At 67.1% G+C, this 15,717-nt stretch carries 8 protein-coding genes; all 8 read right to left on the reverse strand.

All coding sequences use genetic code 11. The features are described from left to right. Positions 1-7 precede the first annotated feature (7 nt). The gene (locus FHW78_RS00900) at positions 8-2,680 is read right to left on the reverse strand and encodes a glycoside hydrolase family 2 protein (protein ID WP_255443126.1); all 2,673 of its coding nucleotides are present in this window, start codon (positions 2,678-2,680) and stop codon (positions 8-10) included. Positions 2,681-2,832: 152 nt separating this feature from the next. Further along, positions 2,833-5,094, reverse strand: a complete 2,262-nt coding sequence (locus tag FHW78_RS00905) for a family 20 glycosylhydrolase (protein WP_183636532.1) — start codon at positions 5,092-5,094, stop codon at positions 2,833-2,835. Between the two features lie 68 nt (positions 5,095-5,162). Then, positions 5,163-6,362 (reverse strand): AGE family epimerase/isomerase, encoded by a 1,200-nt coding sequence (locus FHW78_RS00910; protein WP_183636534.1) that lies wholly within the window; start codon positions 6,360-6,362, stop codon positions 5,163-5,165. Next, positions 6,349-7,350, reverse strand: coding sequence for a carbohydrate kinase (locus FHW78_RS00915; RefSeq protein WP_183636537.1), 1,002 nt, complete (start codon positions 7,348-7,350; stop codon positions 6,349-6,351). The genes FHW78_RS00910 and FHW78_RS00915 overlap by 14 nt, the downstream gene beginning before the upstream one ends. A gap of 7 nt (positions 7,351-7,357) precedes the next feature. Next, positions 7,358-8,665, reverse strand: coding sequence for an L-fucose:H+ symporter permease (fucP, locus tag FHW78_RS00920; RefSeq protein ID WP_183636538.1), 1,308 nt, complete (start codon positions 8,663-8,665; stop codon positions 7,358-7,360). Between the two features lie 48 nt (positions 8,666-8,713). Further along, complete coding sequence (locus tag FHW78_RS00925) at positions 8,714-9,790, reverse strand: LacI family DNA-binding transcriptional regulator (protein ID WP_183636541.1); 1,077 nt, start codon at positions 9,788-9,790, stop codon at positions 8,714-8,716. Between the two features lie 116 nt (positions 9,791-9,906). Then, a complete protein-coding gene (locus FHW78_RS00930) occupies positions 9,907-12,282 on the reverse strand; it encodes a GH92 family glycosyl hydrolase (protein ID WP_255443223.1) in 2,376 nt (791 codons plus the stop codon). Positions 12,283-12,566: 284 nt separating this feature from the next. Then, positions 12,567-15,428, reverse strand: a complete 2,862-nt coding sequence (locus tag FHW78_RS00935) for a TonB-dependent receptor (RefSeq protein WP_183641044.1) — start codon at positions 15,426-15,428, stop codon at positions 12,567-12,569. Positions 15,429-15,717: the final 289 nt, after the last annotated feature.

Below are 15,717 nucleotides of genomic sequence, written 5' to 3' on the forward strand. Positions count from 1 at the left end.
AAAACGATCAGGGAGCCGGCGCGGACATCGCGTCGGCGAGGGATTGAAGGGTCAGCGCCTTGCGCAGCGCCGCCGCGTCGGTCTTCGAGGACACGCGCAGGCTGACGGCTTCGCCCGGCAGCAGGTCCAGCGCGTTGTCGGACAGCGTCGCGTCCAGATCGCCGAAGTCCAGCCACAGCGCACGCACGAACACCGGCGAACGCAGGGTCAGCCGGTAGCCGTCACCGTCGGCGGCCAGCTCGGTGTCGATCCGCGGCGCCGGCAGGCGCAGGTCCTTCGGCGCGGTGAAGTAGACCAGACCGCGCGAAACCGTCTTGCCGCCGCGGACCAGATCGAACACCGCGAACGTGCGCGCGGGATCCGCGTCGCCCAGCAATTCAGCGTCGCCGAACTCGCCGGCCGGCGTGGCCGCCAGCGCCGCGAGCGTGGCCGATTGGCGGCGTTCCTTCAGCACGCGGCCGTCGAAATCCATCACCCGCAGGCGCCATTCGGCCTCCGTCGCGGTGGTCAGGTCGGACAGCAGCGACAACCGGGTCACGCCCTCCTTGCGCAGCGCCGCGACCGCCAGCGGCGCGAAGAACCGGCGCGCGTGGAAGTTCAGCGGCTTCCAGCGTCCGTAGAAGTCCACGCTCGACCACGAGGCGCCCGGCCATACGTCGTTGAGCTGCCAGTACAGCGAACCCATCGTGTACGGCCGCGAGGCGCGGTGATGCAGCGCGGCCAGCCCGATGCCGTCGGCCTGCATCACCCGGCTCAGGTAGACGAAGCCGGGGAAGTCGCGCGGCTTGCCGTACTCGCGCTCGATGTAGAGCGACAGCCGGGTGTTGCCCTCGCCGGCCAGGAACTTCTGGTGCGCCTTGATCACCGGGCTGTCGACCGCCTGCTCTTCCGGCCTGGCGAAGCTGGCGATGGTGCGCATGTCCGGCCACGCCTGCAGGCCGAACTCGGACATGAAGCGCGGGGTTTCGTCCAGGTAGGCCTGCACCGGCTTGGAACCGGCCCAGACGTCCCAGTAATGCTTGTCGCCCTTGCGCGAATCGTTGGCCTTCTCGTCCAGATCGTTGCTGGGCGAACTGGACCAGTACGGCACGCCCAGTCCCTGCTCGCCCACCACCTGGCGCAGATCCTGGCCGAACAGCGCCACGTAGCCCTGCCAGACCTTGTCGGCGAACACCGGATCCGCCGCCACCAGCTGCTTGCGGTGGCCCCAGTCCTTCCACGCGGTCTCTTCCTCGTTGTTGCCGCACCACAGCACGATGCTGGGGTGGTGGCGCAGGCGGCGGATGTTGTCGCGCGCCTCGGCGACCACGTTGGCCCGGAACGCCGGGTCGTAGCCCGGCTGCATGCCGCCGCCGAACATGAAGTCCTGCCAGACCAGCAGGCCGAGTTCGTCGGCGATCTCGAAGAACACATCGTCTTCGTAATAGCCGCCGCCCCAGTTGCGCAGCATGTTCATGTTGGCGTCGCGGGCGGCGGTCAACGCCGCGCGCACGCGCTTCTCGTCGGCGCGCGGCGGGAACGCGTCGAACGGGATGACGTTCGCACCCTTGGCGAACACCGGCACGCCGTTGATCACGAAGGCGAAGCCCTGGCCCTGCCCGTCCGCGTCGACGTCACGCTGGAGTTCGATCGTGCGCAGGCCGGTGCGGCGCTCGCTGCCCGCCTGCCCGCCCTTGGCCTTCACGGTGGCACGGAAGGTATAGCGCGCCTGTTCGCCGTAGCCCACCGGCCACCAGCGACGCGGCTTGGGCAGGGTCATTTCCACCGTGACCGGCTGGACACCGGCGGTCAGCGCGGCCTTGCGGCGCAGGACATCGACGCGGCGCCCATCCGGGTCCAGTACTTCGACCTCCACGTCCGCGGAACCGGCACGCGCGGCATCGACCTCCACCAGCACGGCCAGCCGCGCCTGGCGCTCGTCCAGCGCATCGGTGCGAACGGCCAGATCGGTGATGCGCAGATCGTTCCAGGTTTCCAACCGGATCGGCCGCCAGATGCCGGCGGTCACGTAGCGCGGGCCCCAGTCCCAGCCGAAGTGGTAACCGGGCTTGCGCACGAAGTTGCCGACCATCGCGTCCTTCGGCTCGTCGCCATGGGGCGAGGGATAGTTGCCGGCGATCTTGTGCGGCATCGCCTGCACCTTCGGCAGCAGCGTGCGGATGGGCGAACGGAACACCACCCGCAGCTCGTTCCCGCTGGCCTTCAGCCGCCCGTCCACGCGCGCGCGCCAGGTGCGGTGGCTGTTGTCCGCCTTCAGCAACGGCAGGCCGTTGAGTTCGACCTCGGCGAAGGTATCCAGTCCCTCGAACACCAGTTCCGCGTGCGGACGCGCCAGGGTCGCGGCATCGACATCGAAGCGGCCCAGGTACTCCCAATCGGCCAGCCCGATCCATTGCAGCCCGGCTTCCGGCGCGCCGACGTAGGGATCCGGAATCACCCCGTTGGCGAACAGATCGGTGTGGACCGTGCCCGGCACCGCGGCCTTCGCCCATCCGGCGGCTTGCGGGTGCGCCGCGAGCTGGGCGTCGCCGGGCAACAGGCGGAAGCGCCAGTCGGCGCTGACCGCCTGTGACTGCGCGGCCGGCTGCGCGATCGCGGTGCTGGCCAGCAACAGCCACGCGACGCAGAGCATCGCGCGCATCCAGGCGGGAACCGTGGCGGCAATGGGTTGGACTCTCATGAACTCGCTCCTCCTCCTCGGCCGACGCGGCTCGGTGCCGTGACGGCACCCGCGTGGCCTGATCCTGCGCCGTTCCCGCCACGCACGCGCGTCGCGGGACCCCGTGCGTCCGTCCGCGACCCGGCATCCCGGATCCGGCCGGACCTCCTGCTTCAATGCCGCAACTGCGTCGCGTCCAGCGGTTTCAGCGACGCCTCGCCCTTCGCCCAGCTCAGCCCGAGGCCGATATCGCCCGAACGCTGGTAGAAATCCAGCCGCAGCCGGTGCCAGCCGCGGCGCAGCGGCACGCTGCCTTCCACCGGCTGATCGTAGGTCTCGTTGCGCACCACCGCCTCGCCGTCGATGTACAGCGCGGAAGCGTCGTCGGCCTGTGCGCGGAAACGGTACAGGCCGTCCTCGGGCACGTGCAGCCAGCCTTCGAACACCAGCCCGAAATGCTCGTGGCGACCGTAGCCGCGCCAATCGAACGACTGCGCGCTGCCGCTGCGCACCGGCTTGGCCGCTTCCATCTCGGCGAACCGGTCGAAGGTGCCTTCGTAGTAACGGTAGGACACGCCGGAGGCGCGCGCTTCCTTCGGTTCCGGCTGCGCCGGCTTGTAGCGGCGGTTGCGCAGGGTCGCGCGGTGGATGCCGCTCTCGCGCCCATCGGCGGTGATCGTCAGCGTGCGCACCGTGACCGCGCCGTCGGCCGGCACGGTGACGCTGACCGGTCCGGTCGCCCGCGGCGAGGCGGTGGTCGGGACGCTGCCGTCCAGGGTGTAGTGGATGCGGCTGCCGGGCACGCGTGGCCGCAGGTCCAGGGTGTACTGATCCTGTTCCACCGCCAGGCCGTCGCGCAGGCCCCATGGCGCCGGAATGCGGTAACGCAGTCCGGCCTGTGCCAGGCGCGGATACTGGCCGGACAGGCGTCGATCGAAGGCGTCGAAATCTCGCCGCGCCTGCGGCGTCCACGCGATCTCGGCCAGCGCCAGCAGACGCGGGAACACCATGTATTCGACCACTTCCTCGCGCGGCATGCGCTCGGTCCACACGTTCGCCTGCACGCCGAGGATGTGGTGGCGCTTGTCGGCCTCCAGTTCCACCGGCACCGGGTCGTAGGCGTAGACGGTCTCGATCGGCAACTCGCCGCCTTTCTGCCAGAGCTCGGTGTCCTTCGGACCCTGGCCATAGTCGAGGTAGCAGCAGCGCGTCGGCGACATGATCACGTCGTTGCCATGGCGCGCGGCGGCGATCCCGCCGGCCTCGCCACGCCACGACATCACCGTCGCATCCGGGGCAAGGCCGCCTTCGAGGATTTCATCCCAGCCGATCAGGCGCTTGCCGCGCGAGTGCAGGAAGCGCTCCATCCGGCGGATGAACCAGCTCTGCAGTTCGTGTTCGTCCTTCAGGCCTTCGCGGCGGATGACTTCCTGCGCCGCCGCGCTCTGCTGCCAGCGCGTCTTCGGCGCTTCGTCGCCGCCGATGTGCACGTACGGCGCCGGGAACAGCGGGATGACCTCGTCCAGCACGTTCTCCAGGAAGGTGAAGGTCGGCTCGGTCGGGCAGAAAATGTCGTCGAACACGCCCCAGGTGGTGCCGGTCTCGAACGGTCCCGGCGTGCAGCCCAGTTCCGGATAGGCGGCCAAGGCGGCCAGCGCATGGCCCGGCATCTCGATTTCCGGAATCACCGTGATGTGCAGCGACGCCGCGTAGGCGACCACGTCGCGCACCTCGTCCTGGGTGTAGAAGCCGCCGTAGGGTTTGCCGTCGCCGTCGGTTTCCTTGCGCTGCCCGCCCACTTCGGTCAGGCGCGGATAGCGCTTGATCTCGATGCGCCAGCCCTGATCGTCGGTGAGATGCCAGTGGAAGCGGTTGAGCTTGTAGTGCGCCATCCGGTCCAGCAGCCGCTTGATGAAATCAACCGGGAACAGGTGGCGGCCCACGTCCAGGTGCATGCCGCGATAGGCGAAGCGCGGCGCGTCATCGATACGCTGCGCCGGCAGCTCCAGCCGCTGGGCGCGCTCGATGGGCAGCAGTTGCATCAGCGTCTGCACACCATAGAACTGGCCGGCGGCGTCGCCGCGCAGGCTGACGCCTTGCGGCTGCACATGCAGTTGGTAGGCCTCGGCGGCGATGTCCTTGCCGGCGGGCGCCAGCCGGATCACGTCGGCGGTTTTCGCCGATGCCTTGCCGCAATCGCGCAGCGCCCAGCCTTGCCGCTCGCGCAGCCAGGCATTGAACAGATCGGCATTCGCCTGCGCGTCCTTGCCTTCCGCGCACAGCCGCGTGGCAGGCGACAGCACGAAGGTTCCGGTTTCCGGTTTGACCGATGCCGGCAACGGCACCAGCGAAGGCGCCGGTGCCTGTGCGGATGCCTGTGCGTGCGCGAATCCCGATGCCAGCAGGACCAGTCCTGCCGCCAGCCAACGTTGCATCGATCCAAAACTTGACGCGTGTGTTCCGTGCAAAGCCCTTCCCTCCTCGCTCGGTGTGGTGGCCCGGCTCAGCCGCGCGGGCGCACCACGTTCAGTACCTCATGGCATGCGCCCATGGTGTGGTAGTCCGTCTTGCCGGCCGGACTCTTCTCGTCGCTGTACTTGCGGTTGTCCGCATCCAGGATGCGGTACCACGCGCCGTACCGGTGATCGACGAAGTACTTCCAGGAGTAGTCCCACAGGCGGTCATACCACTGCCAGTAGGACGCATCGCCGGTACCCTGCGCCAGCAGCGCGGCGGCGGCCAGCGATTCGGCCTGCACCCAGAAATACTTGTCGTCGTCGCACACCGCGCCGTCCGGGGCGAAGCCGTAGTACAGACCGCCACGCGCCTCGTCCCAGGAACGCGCCACCGCGACATCGAACAGGTGGCGTGCGGTCGGCACCAGCCAGTCGGCGTCGACATGGCGATCCAGGATCATCAGCAGCTTGGCCCACTCGGTCTGGTGGCCGGGCTGGAATCCCCACGGGCGGAACAGGTGCTTGGGATTGTCGCGGTTGTAGTCCCAGTCGATGTTCCACTGGGTGTCGTAGTGTTCCCACACCAGTCCGTCGGCCTTGGCGGCCTGGCGGCGGGTCATGTGGTCGGCCAGTTGCAGGGCACGCTCGACATAGCGGCGCTCGCCGGTGGCCTCGAACGCCGCCAGCATCGCCTCGCACATGTGCATGTTGGCGTTCTGGCCGCGATAGCCGGTGAAGTTCCACTGCGCGTCGGCCTCATCCTTGTACAGGCCGAATTCCGGTTCCCAGAACCGCTGCTCCAGCAGGTTCCAGGTTTCGTCCATCCAGCCGCGCGCCTCTTCCACGCCGGCCTTCACGCCGCAGGAATAGGCCAGCAGGACGAAGGCCACGCCGTAGCAGTGGTTCATGTCGTCCTCGACCACGCCGTCGCGCAGCGTCCACGCGTAGCCACCGGTGGCCGGGTTGCGGTGCACATCGCGCAGGTAGCGCAGGCCGTGCTTCACCGCGTCCAGGTATTCGGCGTTGCCGAATTCGCGGAACGCCATCGCGTAGTTGAAGACGAAGCGCGTGCTGCTGACCAGATGGCGATGGCCGGCGTCGTAGACGCTGCCGTCGTCGCGGAAGTAATGGAAGAAGCCGCCGGCCGGATCGATGGCACGCGGATGGTAGAAGGCCATGGTCTGCGCGATGTGTTCGCGCAGGAACGCGGGCGACCGGAAATCCGGCGCGGTATCAGGCGTGCTCATGTTGGTCCTGCAGCAGTTGTTGGACTTCGGCCAGGGTCGGCATGGCGGCGAAGGCGCCCTTGCGGGTCACCGCCAGCGCGCCGACGGCGGCGCCGAAGCGAAGGGTGTCCTCGATGGCCGCGCGGTCGTGGCAGAACGCGGCGAAACCGGCGCCGTCCCCGCCCCGCTCCCCCAGCCGGAACAGCAGGCCGCCGACGAAGGCGTCGCCCGCGGCGGTGGTGTCGCGCGTCTCGACCCGGAAACTGCTCACGCGTCCATCAGCCTGGCGGGTGAACCAGCGGATCGGCGCGGCACCGTCGGTGATGATCAGCAACTGGGCTTGGCCTTCGAACAGGCGCTCGCGCACCCGGGTTTCGCCTTCCGCGCCACCGCCGAACGGACGCGCGAGATAATCGAGTTCTTCCTGCGACAGCTTCACCAGGTCCGCATTGCCCAGCGCTTCCCACAGCCGCGGCGCCGGATCCACGCCCGCAGGCCACAAGGCCGGGCGCAGGTTCAGATCCAGGCTGACCACCGCGCCGGCCGCGCGCGCGCGCAGCATGCCGTTGAAGGTGGTCTCGGCGATGGTCGGCTCGGTCAGGCTGTTGGAACAGACGTGGAAGCTGCCGGTACCGTTGAAACAGGCGGGCTGGAAATGCTCGGTGCGGAACAGCAGGTCCGCCGCCGGCGGCCGGTAGAAGCTGAAGCTGCGCTCGCCGGTCGCGTCCAGGGCAACGAAGGCCAGCGCGGTCTTGGCCTCGCCGGTGCGCACGATGCAGTCGGTCGCCACGCCGGCCGATTCCAGGCTCTCGCGCAGGAAGTCGCCGAACATGTCCTCGCCCAGCATGCCGGCGAAATGGGTATCCGCGCCGAGCCGGGCCGCGGCCACCGCCACGTTGGCGGGCGCGCCGCCGGCGTACTGCAGGAACGCCCGCGGGGTATCCGGCGTGGCCGGGGGCTGGGCGAGTAGATCGATCAAAACCTCGCCGAAACAAACGATTTTCGACATTTTGGCCTTACGCTCCCTTGGCCGCCGAGGCGTCCGGGCGCGAACCCGAGAGGCCATAGAAGATGATGTAGCCGTAGCAGAGCAGCGGCAGGATGAAGGAATGATGCAGGCCGATGCGATCGGCCAGCATGCCCTGCAGCAGCGGGATGACCGCGCCGCCGACGATAGCCATGATCAGCAGGCTCGAGGCCTTGTTCGTCAGTGGTCCAAGCCGCTCGATGCTGAGCGCGAAGATGGTCGGGAACATGATCGAATTAAACAGGCCGACACCAATCAGGCTGTAGACCGCCAACATGCCGGTATTACTCATGGTGATCGCCAGCAGCACGATGTTTCCGGCGGCGAAAGTCGCCAACAGCTTGCGCGGCGAGAGCTTGACCATCATGGCCGAACCGGCGAAGCGTCCGACCATCGCCAGGAACCAGTAGGCCATCAGGTACTTGGACGCCTTCTCCTCCGTGATGGCAGCGATTTCCGGTAGCGAGAAGTAGTTGACCATCAGGCTGCCAATGGCAACTTCCGCACCAACGTAGAAAAAGATGCCCAGAACGCCGAACATGACATGGCGATGGCTGAGCGCCTCGCGCAGCGTGTGCTTGCTGTGATCGGCCTGCTCGGTGGTTTCCGTCAGGGCCGGTAGCCGGAACAGGAACACGAATACGGCCAGCAGGAACAGGGCGATGCCCAGCCCCAGATACGGGCCTTGCACGGCCTGCGCTTCCTGCACGCGATAAGCGATCTGCTCGGCTTGCGGCATCACGGCGATCTGTTCTGCGCTCTTGACCGTGCTGGACAGGATCAACACGCCACCGAAGTACGGCGCCAGCGTGGTACCCAGCGAATTCAACGCCTGCGCCAGGGTCAACCGGCTGGAGCTGGTCTGCTCCGGTCCCAGCAGCGCGACATAGGGATTGGCCGCCACCTGCAGCACGGTGATGCCGGTGGCCAGCACGAACAGCGCGCCGAGGAAGGCTTCATAGATGCGCAGTTCGGCCGCCGGCCAGAAGCCCAGCGCGCCGATGCCGGCGATCACCAGGCCAGCGACGATTCCCTTCTTGTAGCCCAGGTGCGCGACCAGCCGGCCGGCCGGCAGCGACATCAGGAAGTAGGCGCCGAAGAAAGTGAACTGCACGAGCATCGCACGCGCGTAGTTCAGCTCGAACACCGCCTTCAGGTGCGGGATGAGGATGTCGTTGAGGCAGGTCAGGAAGCCCCACATGAAGAAGATCGTGGTGACCACGGCCAGGGCCACGCGGGTGTTGACCGCCGGAGCGGCGGCGGAGGTCCGGGGCTGGGGTGTCGGAGCAAAGGCCATGCGGGGGCTCGCCTCAGGGTTCGGTGGATACGGAGAAACGGAAGGACATCATGGGCGCGGCGCCCCGCTGCTTTCGCGGATGCGCAGCTCCACCGATGCGGTGGTGCGCTGCGGCGGGGCCTCGGGTTCGCCCAGACGGCGCAGCAGCAGTTCAGCGGCCTGCCGGCCACGCTCGCGCGGGTTCACCGCCAGCGTGGTCAGCGGCGGCGACGTCACCGCGGCCTCGGAAATATCGTCGAATCCGGTGACCGCGAAATCGCGCCCCGGATGAATGCCGCGCGACGCCAGGCCCAGCATCAGGCCAAGGGCGACGGTGTCGTTGTAGCAGACCGCCGCGGTAGGGGCCGGTTCGCTGGCGAACAGTTCGCCGGTGCGCGAGGCGGCTTCCAGCCGGTTGGGCGCCGACTCGATCATCCGCCCATCCTCGACCGCCAGGCCGGCTTCCCGCATCGCCTGCGCGTAGCCCGCGCGGCGCTGCCGGCAGGACGACGAATCCGCGTGGCCGCCGAAGAAGGCGATGCGGCGATGGCCCAGATTGATCAGGTGCTGCGTCGCCATGTAGGCGCCGCGCTGGTTGTCCAGCGCCAGGAAATCCCAGTCGGCGCCATCCAGTTCGCGGTTGAACAGCAGCACGTTGCCGTGCGCGCCCAGCACCTGCCGCAACTGCGCGCTGTCGCTGCCCTCGGCGGGCGACAGGATCAGTCCGGCCGGCATGTGTTCCATCAGCGTGGACAGCACCGCCTGCTGGCGTTCGGGCGATTCGGCGGTGCTGCCGAGCAGGGTCACGTAACCACGCGCGCCCAGCGCCTCGTCCACACCCGCCGCGAATTCGGCGAAGAACGGGTTGGACAGATCGTTGATCACCAGCGCGACGCTGGAGGACGTCTGCCGGCGCAGGTTGGCCGCGCCGCGGTTGTAGACATACCGCTGGCGGCGCAGTTCGGCTTCCACCCGCGCGCGGGTGTCGGCGTGCACCAGCGGACTGCCGCGCAGCACCAGTGAAACGGTCGCGCGCGAAACCCCGATGGCATTGGCGATGTCGGTGACCGTGACCGCCCGCTTGCCGGCCTTCCGGCCCGCGCCTGCGCGGGCACCCTTCCCTGTCGCGGTGGCTTTGTCTTTCATCTGTTCGTAACGTCCCGGGAAGCCGCAAGCCTAAACGATCGCGCGGGGGAAAATGCCATGCCGGCCGCCGGACCGGTGGGAGAGAGAGCCGGAGCGGCGGCGGACATGGCGGTAACTCACTGGCCGCCCGCGGACGGAGCGGCGCAGAACGACGCCGGCAGATCGGCCGCGCGGGTGCCCCAGCCGGTGGTCGGCGGCGTGGCGGTCAGCGCGTACTCGATCCGGCCGCCCTGCTGCAGGCGATTCCAGTCCAGCCAGACCGGCGCATGCGCCTGCCCGTCCACGCGCACGCCATCGACATACTGCAGCGTGCGGCCGTTGGCGCCCGGCGCGTCGATGCGCAGGGTGCGGCCCTGGCCCAGGTCCATCTCGACCCGGCTGAAGCGCGGCGCATGCAGCAGGAACTGGCCGGTGCCGGGCACGGCCGGATACAGGCCCATCGCGCTGAACAGGTACCAGGCCGACATCGTGCCGAGGTCATCGTTGCCGGTGACGCCGTTGGGCGCGTTGGTGAACAGCTGCTGGGCCGCGCGCAGCACGGTGGTGGTCTTCCACGGCTGGCCGATCAGCGTGTACATCCACGGCGCGTGCAGGTCCGGCTCGTTGTTGGGGTTGTAGCGGTACTGGTTGTAGTAGCTGTACGGGCCGACCACCCACTCCTTGCGGGCCGCGTGCAACGGATCCTTCACCAGCGCGTCGTAGGCGAAGAAGGTGTCCAGGCGCTTGCCCGCCTGTTCTGCGCCGTGCATCGCCTCGACCAGTCCGGGCACGTCCTGCTGGACCAGCCACTGGTACTGCCAGGCGGTGCCTTCGTGGAAGCCGTGGTGCGAACGCGGGCTGTAGTGGCCGTCGGCCGGCACGTACCAGCCGCCGTCCTCCATGCGCGCGCGCGGGAAGCCGGTGAAGCCGGTTTCCTCGTCGCGCACGTCGGCGTCCCACACCTTGCGCCAGTTGCGGCCGCGCTCGCGCAACACCGCCACGTCCTCGCCCAGGCCCAGGCCGTCGGCCATCTGCGCCAGCGAGCAGTCGGCCAGCGCGTACTCCAGCGTGGCCGAACCGCCGTGGTGCGGATCCACGTCCATGCTCTTGGACGGCCAGGCGCGGTCGTACTGCACGAAGCCGTTGGCCAGATAGCTGGCGTTGCCGGAACGGCCGGCATGGCGCGAATTGGTCGGCGGCATCTCGAAGGCGTTCTGGCGCAGCGCCGCATAGGCCTGCTTCTCCACGCCCTTGAGCGCGCCGAAACGCCACAGGTCGACCATGAACGGGGTGACCGGGTCACCGGTCATCACGTTGGTCTCGAAGTTGGCATAGCCCCAGCGCGGCAACCAGCCGCCCTGCTCGTGGATCGCCAGCAGCGAGCGGCCGATGTCGCGGGTGCGCTCGGGGCGCAGCATCGCCAGCAACTGGTTCTGCGAACGGTAGGTGTCCCACAGCGAGAAGTACTCGTAGTAGGTCCAGCCGTCGGCGCGGTGGATCTGCTCGTCGTAGCCGCGATAGCGGCCGTCGGCGTCGCTACCGGTCAGCGGCTGCAGCAGCGCGTGGTACAGCGCGGTGTAGAACACCGTGCGGTCGTCCTGGTTGCCGCCCTGCACGCGGATGCTGGCCAGTTCCTTGCGCCAGGTGTCCTGGGCCTGCTTGCGCATCTGCTCGAAGCCGAGCAGCTTGCCGCCGCGCATGCCGTCGCTGCGCAGGTTGTTGCGCGCGCCTTCGGCATCGACGTGGGAGATCGCGCTGATCGCGGTGACCGCCTTGCCCTTGCTCGTGTCGAAGCTCAGCCAGGCACCGTTGAGCTTGGCTTCGCCTTCCATGCTGTGGCGCGCGCCCGGCAGGCCGCCAGTCTCGCCCCAGGTACCGAACGCCTTGAACGGGCGATCGAACTCGATGCGGAACCAGGTGGTGTACTGGTGGCCACCGCAGAAGCTGCGGGTGACCAGCTTGCCTTCCACCACGCGATCGCCGACCACGTCGATGGTGCTGCCGATCACCGAATGGCGCTCGTTGGCCTGCGCCACGTTGACCAGCACGTGGCCTTCGCTGGCGCCGGCGGAGAAGGTATAGCGCTCGGCCGCCGCGCGGGTCAGCGCGGTCGCCTCGGCGTCGATGCCGCCGTAATCGAGCAGGCGCACCTTGTAGTAACCGGCCTGCCCCACCTCGCCGTCGTGGCTGTAGCGGGAGGCATAGGTCTTGTGGTTGAAACGCTTGGGATCCTTGGTGTCGAAATCGCCGCCCGGCCCGATCGTGCCGGTGACCGGCAGGACCGAGATCTGGCCGCCCTGCTCCCAGCAACCGGCGCCGGACAGGAACGAATGGCCGAAGCCGCGGATCTTGGGATCGTCGTAACGCCAGCCCGTGTAGTGCTCACCGATGGGGCTGACCTGGATCAGGCCGAATGGCGCCGAAGCGCCCGGGAAGGTATTGCCGTCGTCCTTGCTGCCGATGAAGGTGTTCACTTCGCTCACCGGATCCACCGCCGGTGCGGCGTGGATCATCGGCGTGGCCAGCGCCAGCAGGCCGGCCAAGGCCAGTGCGACGGGACGGGCGCGCGTGGAAACCGGTACTCGGGACGTCGGTGTCATGCGGTCTGATTACCTTGTATGCGTGCGGTCTCGCGACCGCGGGTTGAAGCTTCCTGGAGTCCGGACGGCATCCCTCGGGGAGGATGCCGCCGGATTGTATGACGCGTATGCAACTGGTGGAGCGGGGAAAATGGCCCGGCCGAAGCCGGGCCGACAGTCCCGAGCCCGTCCACGCGGACGGGGAGAGAACCTCGGGATCACTCGAAGTTGAACACGTACTCCATCGCCACTTCGCGACCCACCGGGCTGAACAGGCGGCTGTTGTAGAACTCGTAGTCCAGCTTGTACGGGTCCTTGTGGTTCCAGCCGGTGCTGTTGAACACGTTGGTCACGTAGAGGTTGATCTTCGCTCGCGGAGTGATGCGATAACCCACGTTGAAGTTCCAGGTGATCGCCGGACCGACGCGGCCGTAGAACTTGCGCGTAGCCTGGCCGAAGGTCGGGCTGTTCGGATCGGTATCGACGCACCCGGCCTTGTCACTGGGCACGCCGCCGTCGGCGAACGGAATGCAGCCACCCGAGTTGGCCAGATCGTTGGGATCCCAGTGGTAGCGCACGCTCGGCACCGCGCCGATGCGATCGCCGTAGACAGTGGCGTTCCAGTTGCCGTAGGCCCAGCTCACGCTGCCACGGATCTTGCTGCGGACGTCGCGATCGCGGCGTTCCGGATTCGGATCGGTGCGGTAGGTCTGTTCCTTCATCGACTGCAGGTTGGTGTAGTTCACACCGAACTGGAAATCACCCCAGCGATCGGTCGTCATACGGTAGCGGGCGGACACGTCGATGCCTTCCACTTCACGCTGAGCGATGTTGATCGGGCCGCGACGAACGTCGGTGATGAAACCGTCGGCGTCGCGGGTGACGCGGTCGAGGATAGAGGCGCAGTAGTCGGCGCCGCCGGGATTCGACCAGCTCTGTCCCGGTGTGGTGGTAAGACCGGTGCGACAGCCCGCCTCGTCACGCAGGACGATGTCCTCACCGATATCGCGGATTTCGTCTTCCAGCTTGATCGCCCAGTAATCGGCGGTCAATGACAGGTTGTCGAGAATGTCCCACACGAAACCCGCCGTCCACGACTTGCCCAATTCCGACTTCAGGTCCGAGGCTCCCTCGCGGTTGATATTGAACGGATAGGTGACGTCGGTGTTTTCGGAGGTGCAATTGTTGGTTTGGTAGGCGCCGCTGTCGATGCAGCGGAAGGGGTCCAGTGTGCGCACCTGTGCTGAGCTGTGCTCGGCCAGCAGGTAGTGCATGTCCGGAGCGCGGAAGCTGGTGGCATAGCTGCCGCGGATCAGCAGGTTGCTCAGCGGACGCCATTGCAGGCCGGCGTTCCAGGTGGTTTCGCTCTGGGTACCGATGTTGGTCGACGAATCGGCATACGACTTGTAGTCGCCGTAGCGGTCGTAGCGTGCCGCCAGCGTCGCGGTCAACGTGTTGACCAGCGGGATGCTGAACTCGACGCCGGTCGAATAGCGGGTGCGTTCGCCACCACCTCGGTCGATGTTCTGCACGTCGTAATCCAGGTTGCCACGCGGATCCGGGTTCAGCTCGTAGCCCTGCTGGGCGACCTCCGCCACCGCCGCGAAGCCGATCGGACCCGCCCAACCCTCGAACAGATCACCGCTGATCGTGAAGGCCGCCTGGTTGACCCAGGATGCCGACTGGTTGATCGAATGGGTGCCGAACTGGCGGTACTGTTCCGGGGTGACCGGATTCCAGTAGCGTTCGCGGTTGAGGTTGTACGCCGGCAAGCCGTTGACCACGCCCACCTGCGGGCCGAGGAAATAGGCGTTGACCAGGTCCCAATCGACCGTGGAAATACTTTCACGCACCGAATAGTAGGAACGGCCCAGCGAGGCATCCCAATCAAACCGGCCTACTGTGCCACGCAGGCCGGCACTGATGTCCCAGGAACGTTCCTGGTTGTGGTTGCGCAGGTTGGCGTCACCGCCCACTTCCTGCGCGGTGAAGTTGCGTACGCCAATCAGCGACATGCCGCTGCCGACGTCGTAGAACGCAGGCGCGTCCAGGCCCGCCGGGAACTGCACGCCCGGAGGCGAGGTGCCCCACTCGGCTTCCGAATCGAATACAGACACGTTGGCCCAAGCCTGCATGCCGTTCTCGAAATCCCAGGTGCCGTACACATAACCCGACAGATCCTTGCTGCCTCCACGGATCAGCCAGTTGCCGAAGTCCGAGGTCAGCCCGCACAACTGCCCGGTGTTGGTGATGGTGTCGCTGTTGCGGTTGTAGGTGAGGCGATCAGCCAGATAGAACTCGCCACCGAACTTCTCGCAGGTGCCGGTCGGCGGCGCTTGGCGCATGCCGGTGTTTGCATCGATCAACGCCAGGCCGCTGAACGGACGGAAGCCGACCTTGCGTTGTTCCGGATTCCACGAGCTGTACGGCGCATCGTCGGAATCGTCCATGCCGGGTCGATCACGACCGAACAGTGGGTCGCGCTCGGTGTATTGAGCCGCATAGGTCACGCTCCAGTTCTGGCCGACCTTGCCGCCAGCCCAGGAGATGTCCCAGGTGTCGCGGCCACCCTCGGTCGAGGAGCCGCCGCGGATGCGGAATTCGTCGCCTTCGTAGTTCTTCTTCAGGATGATGTTGACCACGCCGGCCACCGCGTCCGAGCCGTAGATGGCCGACGCGCCGCCGGTCAGCACTTCCACGCGCTCGACGGCGGCGGCCGGAATGTTGCTGTAGTTGGCGAAGTTGCTCTGCCCGCCATATGGCAGCGGGTAATCGGCCACGCGACGGCCGTTGACCAACAGCAGGCTGCGACCCGGCCCCATGTTGCGCAGGTTCAACGGGCTGGCATTGGGAGTATGCGAACCCCAAGCCACATCGGCCTCGACCGTGCCGATCGCTTCGTTGAGCGTGCTCAGCATGTCGTAGACGGTGGTGAAGCCTTCCTTCTTGATTTGGTCGGCGGAGATGACTTGGACCGGCGCCGGACCTTCCACCTGGGCGCGCTTGATGCGCGAGCCGGTGACGGTGACGGTATCGAGTTCCTTGGTGGATTCGGAAGAAGCGGCCTCCTGGGCGGCCACGGACAACGAAGGCAGCATCGCCAGCAGCAGGGCGCTGGACAGGACGTTGCGGCGTAACGGGTGGACTGAGCCATTTTTGCGAAGTACTCGGGGTGGTTAGTTGGTGTGGTGTTTGACTTGCGATACGGCGGCGTCCAGAAGGATTTCTCTCGATCTAACCCCGCGCCTGAATCGTTCTAATGGCTCAGGCACCTCTCTCTGGATCGATCTAAATTAAGCATGCGTAAATGCGGGATGGCATTCCGCAACGCAGCAAATCAGCCAGGCTCGCATTTTGAATCGAGATAAA

This window comes from Pseudoxanthomonas sp. OG2 (assembly GCF_014192765.1).
Lineage (GTDB): Bacteria > Pseudomonadota > Gammaproteobacteria > Xanthomonadales > Xanthomonadaceae > Pseudoxanthomonas_A > Pseudoxanthomonas_A beigongshangi.

Coding starts and splice junctions, on each gene's coding strand:
- FHW78_RS00900 (WP_255443126.1), bottom strand. CDS start 2,680: ATGAGAGTCCAACCCATTGCCGCCACGGTTCCCGCCTGGATGCGCGCG.
- FHW78_RS00905 (WP_183636532.1), bottom strand. CDS start 5,094: ATGCAACGTTGGCTGGCGGCAGGACTGGTCCTGCTGGCATCGGGATTC.
- FHW78_RS00910 (WP_183636534.1), bottom strand. CDS start 6,362: ATGAGCACGCCTGATACCGCGCCGGATTTCCGGTCGCCCGCGTTCCTG.
- FHW78_RS00915 (WP_183636537.1), bottom strand. CDS start 7,350: ATGTCGAAAATCGTTTGTTTCGGCGAGGTTTTGATCGATCTACTCGCC.
- fucP (WP_183636538.1), bottom strand. CDS start 8,665: ATGGCCTTTGCTCCGACACCCCAGCCCCGGACCTCCGCCGCCGCTCCG.
- FHW78_RS00925 (WP_183636541.1), bottom strand. CDS start 9,790: ATGAAAGACAAAGCCACCGCGACAGGGAAGGGTGCCCGCGCAGGCGCG.
- FHW78_RS00930 (WP_255443223.1), bottom strand. CDS start 12,282: ATGATCCACGCCGCACCGGCGGTGGATCCGGTGAGCGAAGTGAACACC.